General features: G+C 31.2%; 14 protein-coding genes. 4 read left to right on the top strand and 10 right to left on the bottom strand.

Features of this window, described 5'->3' with window-relative positions; translation table 11 throughout:
- From Q0975_RS22390 to Q0975_RS22380, 3 genes are all read right to left on the bottom strand, one after another.
- On the bottom strand, positions 1–788 hold a 788-nt coding region (locus tag Q0975_RS22390; RefSeq protein WP_299440920.1), incomplete at its 3' end, for an alginate export family protein.
- A 100-nt stretch (positions 789–888) separates the two neighbouring features.
- Positions 889–1,758 carry a type IV pili methyl-accepting chemotaxis transducer N-terminal domain-containing protein gene (locus tag Q0975_RS22385; protein WP_299440917.1) on the bottom strand — a complete coding sequence of 290 codons (870 nt, stop codon included), beginning with the start codon at positions 1,756–1,758 and terminating at the stop codon, positions 889–891.
- 31 nt (positions 1,759–1,789) lie between these two features.
- Positions 1,790–2,143, bottom strand: coding sequence for a hypothetical protein (locus Q0975_RS22380; protein WP_299440914.1), 354 nt, complete (start codon positions 2,141–2,143; stop codon positions 1,790–1,792).
- A gap of 840 nt (positions 2,144–2,983) precedes the next feature.
- Between Q0975_RS22380 and Q0975_RS22375 the strand changes: the two genes are divergently transcribed.
- From Q0975_RS22375 to Q0975_RS22365, 3 genes are all read left to right on the top strand, one after another.
- Positions 2,984–3,790, top strand: a complete 807-nt coding sequence (locus Q0975_RS22375) for a hypothetical protein (RefSeq protein ID WP_299440911.1) — start codon at positions 2,984–2,986, stop codon at positions 3,788–3,790.
- 36 nt (positions 3,791–3,826) lie between these two features.
- The gene (locus Q0975_RS22370) at positions 3,827–4,486 is read left to right on the top strand and encodes an alpha/beta fold hydrolase (protein ID WP_299440908.1); all 660 of its coding nucleotides are present in this window, start codon (positions 3,827–3,829) and stop codon (positions 4,484–4,486) included.
- Positions 4,487–4,559: 73 nt separating this feature from the next.
- Positions 4,560–7,094 (top strand): PQQ-dependent sugar dehydrogenase, encoded by a 2,535-nt coding sequence (locus Q0975_RS22365; protein ID WP_299440905.1) that lies wholly within the window; start codon positions 4,560–4,562, stop codon positions 7,092–7,094.
- 12 nt (positions 7,095–7,106) lie between these two features.
- On the opposite strand, the gene Q0975_RS22360 is transcribed toward Q0975_RS22365, so the two are convergent.
- Both Q0975_RS22360 and Q0975_RS22355 read right to left on the bottom strand, forming a co-directional pair.
- Complete coding sequence (locus Q0975_RS22360) at positions 7,107–7,697, bottom strand: DUF1801 domain-containing protein (RefSeq protein WP_299440902.1); 591 nt, start codon at positions 7,695–7,697, stop codon at positions 7,107–7,109.
- Positions 7,698–7,755: 58 nt separating this feature from the next.
- The gene (locus tag Q0975_RS22355) at positions 7,756–8,193 is read right to left on the bottom strand and encodes an SRPBCC domain-containing protein (protein WP_299440899.1); all 438 of its coding nucleotides are present in this window, start codon (positions 8,191–8,193) and stop codon (positions 7,756–7,758) included.
- Positions 8,194–8,272: 79 nt separating this feature from the next.
- On the opposite strand from Q0975_RS22355, the gene Q0975_RS22350 reads away from it, so the two are divergent.
- Positions 8,273–8,854: a hypothetical protein gene (locus tag Q0975_RS22350; RefSeq protein ID WP_299440895.1), complete on the top strand. Its 582-nt coding sequence runs from the start codon at positions 8,273–8,275 to the stop codon at positions 8,852–8,854.
- Positions 8,855–8,911: 57 nt separating this feature from the next.
- On the opposite strand, the gene Q0975_RS22345 is transcribed toward Q0975_RS22350, so the two are convergent.
- The 5 genes from Q0975_RS22345 to Q0975_RS22325 all read right to left on the bottom strand — a co-directional run bounded on the left by Q0975_RS22345 (position 8,912) and on the right by Q0975_RS22325 (position 12,490).
- On the bottom strand, positions 8,912–9,838 hold the full coding sequence (locus Q0975_RS22345) for a GyrI-like domain-containing protein (RefSeq protein WP_299440892.1): 927 nt from the start codon (positions 9,836–9,838) through the stop codon (positions 8,912–8,914).
- Positions 9,839–9,884: 46 nt separating this feature from the next.
- A complete protein-coding gene (locus tag Q0975_RS22340; protein WP_299440889.1) occupies positions 9,885–10,562 on the bottom strand; it encodes a hypothetical protein in 678 nt (225 codons plus the stop codon).
- Positions 10,563–10,671: 109 nt separating this feature from the next.
- Complete coding sequence (locus Q0975_RS22335; RefSeq protein WP_299440886.1) at positions 10,672–11,154, bottom strand: nuclear transport factor 2 family protein; 483 nt, start codon at positions 11,152–11,154, stop codon at positions 10,672–10,674.
- Between the two features lie 92 nt (positions 11,155–11,246).
- The gene (locus Q0975_RS22330; RefSeq protein WP_299440883.1) at positions 11,247–11,828 is read right to left on the bottom strand and encodes a Crp/Fnr family transcriptional regulator; all 582 of its coding nucleotides are present in this window, start codon (positions 11,826–11,828) and stop codon (positions 11,247–11,249) included.
- A 107-nt stretch (positions 11,829–11,935) separates the two neighbouring features.
- Positions 11,936–12,490 carry an intradiol ring-cleavage dioxygenase gene (locus tag Q0975_RS22325; protein WP_299440880.1) on the bottom strand — a complete coding sequence of 185 codons (555 nt, stop codon included), beginning with the start codon at positions 12,488–12,490 and terminating at the stop codon, positions 11,936–11,938.
- Positions 12,491–12,507: the final 17 nt, after the last annotated feature.

Below are 12,507 nucleotides of genomic sequence, written 5' to 3'. Positions count from 1 at the left end.
AAATCAACAGTTTCAGTGAATTTTCCTGTCTGCGCATATAAATTTAGTGCTACCTTCAGTCCTTTAGCAGGTTTTGCTACTAAATGTGTTCCAAAAGTCTGTCTGTTTACTGTTCCGTCTATTGGAGTTTGACCATCAGTATCCAAATTCTGATAAGAGTTGTTTACAAATAAAAAACTACCTGAAAACTTTGCCCAATCTTTATGTAACCACGCATATGCCATTCCTTTATAATCAAAAACAGCTCTTACATTACCTCCATTATTAGGATCAAATAATGTATTTACAGTACTTACTCCATTTTGATTAAATGAAAAACCAAGATCTAACTTTAAGCCATTTTCATTCTTATACTGTACTAGAGCAGCATCGTGAAACCTTCCTTGCATTGCCCAATCCAATCCGCCTAGGATTCTTTGATCATCATAAGAGAGTGCTTGTCTTCCTAATTTAGTAGACCAACCACTACCAAACTTAAAATTGATCCAAGCCTGTGCTAATGAGAAACTATTATTGTTGTCTGCTGCAGCAATCTGAGGAGTATCTCCCCAAACACTGACATCTTGCACACTTAAATAGGTGGAGAATTTATCGGCTGTATATCTAAATTTTAATCGGGAACGCTGTTGCACAAATATACCAGCATCTGATCCTGAAGGAATGAGATTACCAAAACCGTGTAAATATTCTAATCGTGGTCTTATATCTGCATCAATACTTAATTCCTGAGCTTTTATAATACTCGTTAATAACAAAGTACATAATAATAATTGTAATCTTATTTTCATATTCAATAGGTTTTTAAAGTTTAGGCAAAAAAATACGTATTAAAAATCTTGTTTAAAATACGTAATTTTCCCCGCTTTATTAATGGTGATACATAATAATTTATATCTTAACTTTTTCGTATAAGCTAGTTACCGTATTAAAAGCTTTTGTTAAATCATTACTTATCTTATACATTTCCAAAGGTTTAAACCCTTGATTCATTAGCTTTTCCTTATTATTTTTTACTTGCTCCCATTTCGACATGGCAACTCCCAATTTTTCGTCAATTTGCGCATTGTTAAAATTAGAAATCAATAACATCGTAATTGCTCCATCAAGCTCATTAAATACATTATTCAACATTTGCTCGGAGTTTTTACTCTTCAAAGTAGTTTGGTTAGCAAAATAATATAATCCTAATCTTTGAGAAAGCATACGTTGTCTTCCAGCTAAGTCTATCATTTTTTTAAGCTCTAAATCATCTTCGCTTGCCCCACTATCTTCCAGTAAATCCGCATCGCTTTGATTTGCTCCTTTAGATTCTACGATAACAGCAGAAACTACATCATTAGTTGCCTTAAGTAAATCAGTATTTAGATCTATAATCTTCTTTGCATTATCATAATTAGGAGTACTCTCAATAAGCTTTTTAAATTCTATCCAGATGCCATCTACCTTGGCAATTCTATCCTTAGTTACTTTATATCCTGAATTTTGATTAATTATACCATTTTGTTTTTCAAAAATAATTTTACTGGTTAAAAGATCTCTTTTTGCTTTTGCGTCACTAGGGTTATCTACTAAATATATATAGGATTTAGCCATTTTCTGACTTAACATTCGTTGTTTTCCTGAAATGTTTACCGCTTTATTAAAAGTTAACATTCCATATTTTATGCTTTGCTGAGCACTAATAGTGTTCGCACTAGATATTACAATTCCCATTAGGAATAAAAATATCATTGACTTGATGGTAAAGTGTTTTTTCATTTTTAATATTTTAATTGTTGAGATTATTTTTTTAATATTCCTCTAGGGATAATTGAGTGATTTTATTATCCGATGATAATCTTAAGATTAGAATTGTTGAAGAATTTTCGAATTCAACCAGATAACGTTTATTTCCTTCATCATCCATTAAAAAAGATGATTCTCCCATCGCTCCTTTTTTAGATTGATTGTTTGTAATAAAACTTTTAACTTTATCTAATGTAAAAGAAGATTGTAATTCTGGAGAAAATAGTTCAAAAAGTTTATCTGCATCTTTGGCGTTATACGAATCTGATATTTTTGTTATGACCATTTGATAACTATCTTCCGTTTGAGTGAAGCTAAAACAAATACATAGTAATAATAGATAGGTAATTTTTTTCATTGGATTTGGGATTAAAATGATTAATATATTTTTACGGTTTGATCTTTTCAAGTTTGCTGTTAAAACTTGATGTGTTATTGCTTATAGCAGCTCAAAAGCATATCGAAGAACGATTAAATACGATTATATTTGATAACACCATATTTATAACGTTTACATAATTTTATATATAGTTTAATTGATATCTACCAATAGATTTGAAGTATTTAAAAGGTTATAAAATTCCTTGTTCAGAACTATTCCAAAATACTTAAACTATTTAATAGAATTTATATAAAGAGAAAAGCTTTAAAAAAACTAGATTTTATATTGAATTGTAACTTTCTGGGAAAGGCAAAAGGGTTAATAGAAGTAATTTTTCGCATAAATAGTTGAGTGTTAGTTACTCAAAACTAAGAGAATATTACGGGTAAACCGTAATATTAGTACGTTTTTAACACAAGATTATGTTTTGTTTAACAAGATTCTATTAAAAACATATTTTATCGACAAAAAACACCTTGTTTTTGGAGTTGAAGTTTAAAATTAATCGTAAAACACGAATTATATACGTTTTAAAGTGAAGATAAAATCATATTCGTAAGAATAATCTTTCAAATTATTAAGATCGTTAATTTAAACCTATTTATTAAACTGAAACAAGATAGTAACCAACCTAATGATTTAATACTATTCTATCTCTATCTAATCTCTAAGCATACTTATAAACTTAAATTTTATAAAAACATCTTCAGAAATCGAAACTTCCATATCTAATTTTAGATGCTTTCCTCGTATTTTAAGCACCCGAAATCAATATTTTTGATTAAAATAAGTTATAACCAAAAGAATGTTGTTTTTATGAAAATAGTACTTAAGATAGGTTTCAAAATATTAATCGCCATAATTTTAACCTTACTAACGCAAATTGGTGGATTCATATATTTGATACTTGAGTTAACTATTAAACGTACTATTAAGAACTACAGAATCATAAAGAGTGGAGTTTTTATAGTGTCGTATCTAATGACTACATTTATGGCAGTCCCTTATCTCGCTCCAATTTTCGGAAGAGAAAAAATCCAAAACAATGATTTTATTGAGGCATGTTCACTCTTTACAATAGTATGTAATAGAAACTATGTCACTCCAGAATTGAACACTACTATACTAAATATTTCCAAAACCATTCATAAAAAACATAGCGGTATTAAATTAGTTTATCTGGATGCCAATTTTCCATTCATAAATGGGTTTCCTTTACCTCCACATCTAAGTCATAACGATGGCAAAAAAGTTGACATTTCTTTCATTTATACTAATGAGAATAAGAAGATTACCAACAAAAAACCTGCAGTTCTTGGTTATGGTATTTATGAAGATCCAAACCAAGGAGAATATGACCAAATAAAAATATGTAAGAAAAAGGGATACTGGCAATATGATTTTGCAAAATACTTAACCTTTGGAATTATAAATAATCAACTCAAGCTTTCAGAAAAAGCAACAAAAGATTTACTTTTGGCAATTGTAAATGAACAAAATGTTGGAAAAATTTTTATCGAACCTCATCTCAAAAATCGATTAGGTGTCCAAAGCAGCAAAATACGATTTCACGGATGTCAGGCGGTAAGACATGATGATCACATACATTTACAATTAAAATAGATTTAGATAGACTCAACCAAGCAAGAAATAAGTAGTATGGATACTAAAACGTTATCATTACATCATATCATCAAAGAACCAACTGTAAAAAAAGATAAAACACCTGTTTTATTCATGTTTCACGGGTATGGCAGTGACGAAAATGATTTATTTTCATTTGCTTCTGAGCTTCAAGATGAACTATGTATAATCTCTGTAAGAGCTCCTTATCCAATGCAACCATATGGTAATGCTTGGTATGCTATTTATTTTGATGCTGCACAAGGAAAATTTAGTGATGACGCTCAGGCCATCGAATCCCGAGACAAAATAGCAAATTTCATAGATGAAGCGATAACAGCTTATAACCTAGATGCTGATAATGTATCGTTACTTGGTTTTAGTCAAGGTACTATTCTTAGTTATGCTGTAGCACTCTCGTATCCTGAAAAAGTAAAAAATGTGGTAGCTTTAAGTGGATACCTGAATGAAGGCATTCTTAAAGAAGATTATAGTCACAATGATTTTTCGAAACTTAATTTGTATTGCTCGCACGGTAGTGTTGATCAAGTAATTCCGGTAGATTGGGCTCGTAAAGCTCCTATAACGCTTTCCGAACTAGGTATACAAACAACTTTAAATGAATTTCCTGTAGGTCATGGAGTAGATCCACGCAATTTTTATCAGTTTAAAGAGTGGCTCGGTAAACATCTTTAGAAATAAATCATAAACCATAATAAGCAGTTGTTTTTTTCGTTGAATTAGAGTCACTTATCTTAAAACTCTAAAAATGAAAACTCTAACCTCTACCATTGTTTTCGTGCTACTTTTTTTTACCATTATTGGTACAGCACAGATCACATACGAAGCCGCATTTCCTAACATAGATTTTGAGTTTCCTGTCGAAATACAATCTCCAAGTGATGGAACTGATCGAATGTTTATTGTAGAACAAAGAGGAAGAATTCAAGTATTTCCCAGAATAAGTAATGCAAGTGATAATGATGTAGATACATTTTTAAATATCACAGATCGTGTACGTTTTAGAGATGGTCAAGAAGTAGGATTACTAGGATTGGCTTTTCATCCGGATTATGATACTAATAGATATTTCTACACCTATTATACCACAGATAGTCCAGTAGCAGGTATTTCAGTAAGAATGGTACTCTCCAGGTTTACCACAAGTTCATCAAACCCAAATTTTGTTGATCCCGATAGTGAATTAATCCTTTTTCAGTTTGATAAAAACCAAAACAATAGCAACCATAATGGAGGTAAGATTGCTTTTGGTCCCGATGGATACCTATATATTTCTATCGGTGATGGTGGTGGTGGAAACGATCCTGAAGGCAACGGACAAAATAAAAATACTGTTTTTGGGAGTATCCTGCGAATTGATGTTGATTTAGATGGTAGTAATCCTGTAGAGACTAATGCCGATTTACCAAATGGTAATTATGAAATTCCGAGTGATAATCCTTTTGTTGGTGCTAGTGGATTAGATGAAATATATGTCTACGGAATCAGAAATACCTGGAAATTCTCTTTTGATAATGTAACTGGTAGATTATGGGGTGGAGATGTAGGTCAAGGAGCTTTTGAAGAAGTAAATATTATAGAAAATGGAAAAAACTATGGTTGGAGCAGGTTTGAAGCCAACTCTGTAGCAAATAGCGATGTTACCATTACAGAACCTACAGTTTTTCCTGTACATTTTTATAACCGTAATCAAGGAGATCGTTCCATAACCGGTGGTTATGTCTATAGAGGATCAGAAATTACTAGCTTAAGTCCAGATATCAGTTCAAAATACATTTTTGGAGATTATGTAAGTGGAAGAGTCTGGGTATTAGATTATAATCCATCCACAGGAACTAGCAGTAGTACATTACTTTTCAATACCTCTGGTGAATTTGTTTCTTCCTTTGGAGTAGATAAAAACGGTGAATTATATTTTAGTGATTATGGAAGTAATGCCCAACTATATAAACTTGTAGATGGTACTTCTACACCTTCTGGAACAGCAGTTAATGGTATTGGCCAGTGGGAAGAATTGAATCAAGGAATTCCTAATGGAATTGTACAAGCTGTTGTCACAGATACAAACGGTGATGTATATCATGCGGGAACTTTTAGTCAAGCAGGAAATATAACTGCAAATAATATAGCAGTATGGAACGAATCTTCCGGCTGGAGAACATTGGCTACAGGATCTAATGGAACCATTAATGCTCTTAGAATTGCACCAAACGGAAATGTATATGCTGGTGGTTCCTTTACGGAAATAGGTGGAGTTTCTGCTCAAAACATAGCTGTTTGGAACGGAAGCAACTGGTCCGCATTAGGATCAGGAATTGATGGAACGGTAGCAGTGCTAGAAATTGATGCTAGTGGTAATGTTTATGCAGGTGGTGTTTTTGAAACCGCAAATAGTAATACAGTACGAAATATTGCTTTATGGAATGGAACAACCTGGTCTGCTTTAACGGATGTTACTACAGGAGTATCTGGTACTAATAATGAAATACGGTCTTTGGTATTAGATAGTGATGGAACTCTTTATGTCGGTGGAAATTTTGATGAAGCTGGAAATACTACTGCCAACAGAATTGCTACTTGGAATGGAACTAATTGGGGAACTCTTGGTACGGGAACCAGTGGTTTTGTAGAAGCAATTGCAGTAACTACAGCAGAAGTGTTCATTGGAGGTAATTTTTCTATCGCTGGAGGTCAAACGGTAAACCGTATTGCACGTTGGAATAAAAACACCTCTAACTGGTCAAGTTTAAGCAATGGTGTCAATAACATCGTAAACACACTAATTCATGATGGTAGCAACTTATATGTTGGTGGTGCCTTTGATACGGCCAATGTAGATAATAGCAATAGTATTATTGTCAACAATATTGCGAGATGGAATGAAACTAGTGGTTGGGAAGCTTTAGGGACTAATACTAATGTCGGTGTAGATATTAAAATCAACACCATGAATTTCGCATCCAATAGTGACGGAATAGATAAAATTTTCGCGAGTGGTAATTTCTCAACCGCAGGAACAATCAATGCTAATAATACTGCACAATGGATCTCCGAAAATGTACTAAGTATTCCAGATACTACTCAATCAACAGTTTTTTTATACCCTAATCCTACTACTGGTATAGTACAATTACCTAAAGAAACTGATTGGATACTTACTGATAATTCAGGTAAGATTATTGATAAAGGTAGGAGTGCTACTCTTGATATCTCTGAATATGCAGTTGGGATGTATTTTTTGAAACTAAAAAACAGAAATACTCTAAAAATTATTAAAAGATAAATCTATAAGTTTTTAACGGTACTTATCATTAAGACCAATACCTTCAAGGATCATAGGTATAATTTTCTTGGTCCTTGAAGTTCTTGTAGCTTCTCGTTTTGCAGTTGCGATATATTCTTTATATTCTTTTTGCTTAAATGGAGTCAACTTTTCAAAACAACTTTTTAAGCCTGAATTAGCTTCTAAAACAATATTTAGTTCTTCTGGAATTTCAATACCCTTCGATTTTTCTATTTTTATTTCTTTGCCATCTTTTTGGTTTTGAATTGCTTCTTGAGCATATTGTAGTACAAGTTCCCTATTGATTTCTTCAAAAGCATTGAATCTCCATTGTCGTAAACCCTTGGTTTTCCCTTCTTGAGCATTAATCAGTTTATTATGAGCATCCTTCAAAAATACTCCCTGATAAAACCAGATCCCTACATAGGATTTAAAAGCTCCTAGACCTATTACATTCTTTCCACCAATTGTATATACCGGAATTCCCCATTTTATAGTTTCCTCCATTTCTGTAGAAAGCATAATGGATCTTAGTAGTTCTAAACTTTCTTTCCAAGTTGCTTTCTTTGAGATAAATTCTTCTACAGATTTATTTTTTTCCATTATTTAAAATTTTAAAAAGAAAAAATCATGCTATTATTTTTTTTAGCTTAACCAGTTCTTACATACCTCTCATATGTTCTTTCAATCTTTCACCTATAAAGTAATTCCATCCAGCTTGACAACTTTCTATAGTAAATTCTGGGATATCAGATGGAAAATCTTCAGTTACCTTAAGAGATAGAATTAACATAACTTGATGCTGTTTCTCAAATAACTCAAAAGTTACAGAAGCGTCACCTGGATATTCTTCATATCTCCATGTATAGGTTATCTTTTTATTTGGTATAGACTCTATAATTTTCCAACAATGAGTATATTTTCTATCCTCTACTTGTACTAAAAACTGTGTTTCGAATCCAACTTCTGGTTTAAATGATTCGATATTATCAAAAAACCAAAGTCGCATCTCCTTTACATCAGTTATCGCTTTCCAAACCTGATCAACTGAAGCTGTAAAAGTTTCCTCTACAATAATAGGTACATCTGTAGTTTTCATTACTTTAAGGTTTTATAAATCAATAATTTATATTGATGTACTAAAATAAGAATGTTATCTATATATACAAAATGTTATTATGGCATTAAACTTGATAAAACTCATCAAAAAACTACTCATGAAGGCTTTACTTTCTATTACATTTTTTTTACTGTTATTTTCATCGTGTATCCCCACTAAAATAGCTCCGAATATTAAGGAAGATAAGGTAATGGTTGCCAAAAAATTTAAAAAAGGACTTCCGAAAAGAAACTCTTTTATTTTTGAAGACCCAAAAAATGCTAATGAGTTCTATCAATATATCAATAACAAATTTAAGCTGAATGATAAAGATGTTGAATGGAATGTTCCATTCATAGTAAACAACACAGAATATTATCTTTCTTTTCATGAGGTAGAAAGATCCACAAACACAATCAATCTAGCACCAATGGTTATCGATGCTGCATTAGAACAAAACGATCACACTCCTATTCTTGAAGAATTGCATACCAGTCGTAGTGGAAAATGGTATGTAGTACTCACAGTGAATGATGAAGATTTTAAAGACTGTCTTAAAGAAAATTATGCTAAAAGAGATGAAATTGTAGTATTTCTTAGACAACTTCGAAAAGAATATTTATCTACTAGTCATTATGAATCTTTATTATTCAAAAAATAAAAAAACTAATATATTTAGAGTCAAGACGCTTTACCTGTAGCCTTAGCTAAGAATAATTTATTCTATCGGTATATAGAGGTCTACCAAAAATTTATTCTCTGGATGTTCACGATAATCATTATGGTATATCTCAAAAGGTTTTTCTTCTGCTTTTGTATATCCCTGTTCACTCATCCAAATAAATAAACTACTCCAAGATTTTTCAAAACTATCTGGAGTGATTTCAAAACGACCAACAATACTTTTACCCTTTTTGATAATAACGGGTGTAATTTCACCTTCTGAAACAAAAGGTTCATGCATTAATATGCAAACACTCATTCTTACCTTATCCGGAGATGTTATTTTAAAACTATCATGAAACACCCTAGCCATTTTTGCTTCTGGGTTTTCTAATATTCCTTTAGGTCTTGCCCATTTTATTAGTTTTTCAAAAACATTTTCAATTCCTTCTACTCCTATATGAGTAATACTGACAAAATTTAATTCTGGTGTTTCTTTAACTTCAATCTTCGCATTCATCTTAATCCAATTTAAATGATTAGTAATGTTGCAAATGTATTTCTCAAAAATCGGTTTCTCTTGTCCGATCTTGCTTTCGACTTTACCAATCTTGCTAAATTTATCCGGAAGTTGCTTTCTAAATTCTGTTGGACTTATCCCATAAAAATTCTTGAATACCCTAGTAAATGAAGAATTACTACTAAAACCATACTGAAGTGATAGGTTTGTAATACTTACTTCTTTTTGATGCATTAATATGGAAGCCATTTTTTCAATTCGCCTTCTAGTAATATAAGCGTTAAGAGTTTCGCCAATAACCGCTTTAAAAATTCTATGAAAATGAAACGGTGAATACAATGCTGCATTAGAAACAGATTCTAATGACAAATCACCATCCAGATAATCATCAATAAATTGCAATGCCAAATTAATTCGGCGTATGTATTCTTTATTTGTTTCTTCTTCTACTTTGGATGTCATTGAAACGATATAATACCTTAAATGGCAATTAAAATATACTAATACATTACTTATTAGTTGATATTTCTTTATACTGATAAATGTAATAAATGATTATAATTGGAATAATATTAAATCCAAAAAATTCATTCATAGCATATACTTGTCCCAAAACAAACGATCCACCGGGTTGTATATCAAGTCCGAAATTTAGTCCATTTGCTAACGAACTTTCGATAATTAAACCTACTGAAAGACCAGCACAATATTTAAGAGTAAAGCCAAAAAATTGAAACCTAATAATTTGAAGAACCTGATTAATGAGACATAATAATGCTCCATTTTTTTTCTCTGTTAAAAATAAGTAGCCTCCAATTATAGACAAAAAGGTAAGAATTACTAAAAATATTTGAGCCCAAGCATCAATTCTAAAATCGGAAAGAAACATAGATGTCAAAAATAGGAACAGCCCTCCTGCTATTTGATACACTCCTACTATTTTTGGAACAAATTTTAAAATACTTTGTTCTTTTTCTTTAATTAAATTATTCTGATTTATTTCTTCTTGAAGTCTTTCTTGTTTTATTTCATTTTTAAGTTTTAAAAATTGTAAACCTCTGGATTCCGAAACATCCATAACTGCATCAATTGCTCCTTCTTGATAATTCTGTCTATTTTTAAGAATTGTTATCAATTCCTCATCTGACAAAGAGTTCATCTCATTCTTAAAAAATTCCTTATTCATTGACAAATGGAGCTTTATTAAATATATTAAAAAAGTTTAAATATATTGAAAAAAGTGCAAGCTATAACGGCCTGCACTTAATTAACTAATTTCGGATATCAAACATCTTTTATTTTGTTTTATTGAACATATAACGGGCTATTTTCCAAATCCCATCTTCATTTATAAAAACAAATAACTCTCTGTTCTCTTCAGGAATCGTTTCTTTTGTTGCGTGAATTAATGTTGAACCTTTTGAACTTGTTACAGCATATGCAAAAGTCTCCTCTACCATAATCTCCTCAATAAAAAATTCAATATTTAATTGAATCTGGGAAAACACAAAATCATAAGCTCCTTTAATTTGTTCTGTTCCCTTCGCAGAAGGTACTCCCGTTGGCATAAAAATTCCATCTTTAGCATATAAAGAAGTAGCTTTTTCTGCATTAGATGTATTTAATGTTTCCTTATAGGTCATCAATACGTTTTCGATTTCTTGTTTGGCAATTTCTTCCATGTTTTTGGTGTTTTTAAGATTTATGTTTGACGATTTATCTGCACATCCATAGCAGAGTGTAAAAAATAAAATGGTGGAGACACGAATAGTTTTCATCTTTTGCTAGTATTTATTTTTAACACTGCAAAGATGCCACACGAAGGAAAAATGTACCTATAAGGTATTTTAAGAAAGACTCTTAATGTATATTAAGATTTAGCTATTTTTTTTCGAATTGTACTTAAAAACTCTGGTGTAACACCTAGGAAAGATGCAATTTGAACATTAGAAATTCTATTAAAGAAATGTGGATAGCGTTTAGTAAAATCAAGATAACGTTCTTCTGCTGTTGAACTGATATTTTGTAATACGCGCTCTTGGTATGCAACCAAAGCATTTTCTGTAAACACTCTAAACATTAAATTGAACTTAGGTTGGTTTACAAATAACCTTAATTGATTTTCTTTTTTTATTTGTAGAACAATAGAGTTCTCAATAGCTTCTATATACAATTTACTGGGTTTTTCTGAATGAAAGCTTCCGATATCACCAATCCACCAATTTTCTATTGCAAATTGTATATTATGTTCTTTTCCATTTTTATCTACAAAATACATTCTAAAACAACCTTCTACCACAAAAGTATTGAGAGTGCATACGTCACCTTGATGAAGTATAAATTGTCTTCGTTTAATTTTCCGTTCTTTAAATGATGATTTTAAAGCATTAATTTCATCAGTATTTAATGGTAAAATATTTGAGAAATATGTTATAATTGGTTCTATGTTCATTTTTGATAATTGACCTTTTTCTTCTCTTACAATCTTGTTTGAATCTATGAATGATACTTTCCAATAAAAGAATTGAAAAATATTGTTATTAAAAAAAAGAAAAGACCTTATTCATAATTTGGTATGTTCTGTCCTAAAATTATATTTCTATGAACTGTTAAAATTCCATTCTCCATCACTGGTACTGAAATTCCCGATCCTCCACGCTTTTCTAAATTCTCTCTTTCCGTCTTTTTTAGTAGTGGATCATCATTAAATACAAATTCATCAATATAATATTCGTTTGTATTTAATTCTTTTACAGTTACATGAATATGTTCAGGTTCTGCTCCGTTCGGATAAGCACCTGGTCTAAAAGTATAAAAAGTATATTTTCCTTTCTTATTTGTTTTAATCCAACCTCGAATATAACCATGTCTCTTCGCCCACCCTTTTTCATCTCCCTTCTTAGGATAAATACCTTCTCGGTTAGTTTGATAAATATAAAGGATCACATTTTCTGCTGGTGTCTTCCCATCTTTTTTAAATACTGTTCCTATTAATTTCAATTTAGGTTCAGTTTTCTTAAAATCAGGCAGTGTATCAATACTAAAAAGTTTTTTATCACCATACTCAAAAACCGCTTCACATCCTTCGCAAGGACCACCAACAATTTTATTCACATCCGTTTTTCTCGTTT

The sequence above is a fragment of the uncultured Aquimarina sp. genome (assembly GCF_947500065.1).
Classification (GTDB): domain Bacteria; phylum Bacteroidota; class Bacteroidia; order Flavobacteriales; family Flavobacteriaceae; genus Aquimarina.
This window is presented reverse-complemented; position numbering and strand designations above follow the sequence as displayed.

Bases quoted from the DNA above. Each gene is read 5' to 3' on its own strand.
- Q0975_RS22385 (WP_299440917.1), bottom strand. From the start codon at position 1,758: ATGAAAAAACACTTTACCATCAAGTCAATGATATTTTTATTCCTAATG.
- Q0975_RS22380 (WP_299440914.1), bottom strand. From the start codon at position 2,143: ATGAAAAAAATTACCTATCTATTATTACTATGTATTTGTTTTAGCTTC.
- Q0975_RS22375 (WP_299440911.1), top strand. From the start codon at position 2,984: ATGAAAATAGTACTTAAGATAGGTTTCAAAATATTAATCGCCATAATT.
- Q0975_RS22370 (WP_299440908.1), top strand. From the start codon at position 3,827: ATGGATACTAAAACGTTATCATTACATCATATCATCAAAGAACCAACT.
- Q0975_RS22365 (WP_299440905.1), top strand. From the start codon at position 4,560: ATGAAAACTCTAACCTCTACCATTGTTTTCGTGCTACTTTTTTTTACC.
- Q0975_RS22360 (WP_299440902.1), bottom strand. From the start codon at position 7,697: ATGGAAAAAAATAAATCTGTAGAAGAATTTATCTCAAAGAAAGCAACT.
- Q0975_RS22355 (WP_299440899.1), bottom strand. From the start codon at position 8,193: ATGAAAACTACAGATGTACCTATTATTGTAGAGGAAACTTTTACAGCT.
- Q0975_RS22350 (WP_299440895.1), top strand. From the start codon at position 8,273: ATGGCATTAAACTTGATAAAACTCATCAAAAAACTACTCATGAAGGCT.
- Q0975_RS22345 (WP_299440892.1), bottom strand. From the start codon at position 9,838: ATGACATCCAAAGTAGAAGAAGAAACAAATAAAGAATACATACGCCGA.
- Q0975_RS22340 (WP_299440889.1), bottom strand. From the start codon at position 10,562: ATGAATAAGGAATTTTTTAAGAATGAGATGAACTCTTTGTCAGATGAG.
- Q0975_RS22335 (WP_299440886.1), bottom strand. From the start codon at position 11,154: ATGAAAACTATTCGTGTCTCCACCATTTTATTTTTTACACTCTGCTAT.
- Q0975_RS22330 (WP_299440883.1), bottom strand. From the start codon at position 11,828: ATGAACATAGAACCAATTATAACATATTTCTCAAATATTTTACCATTA.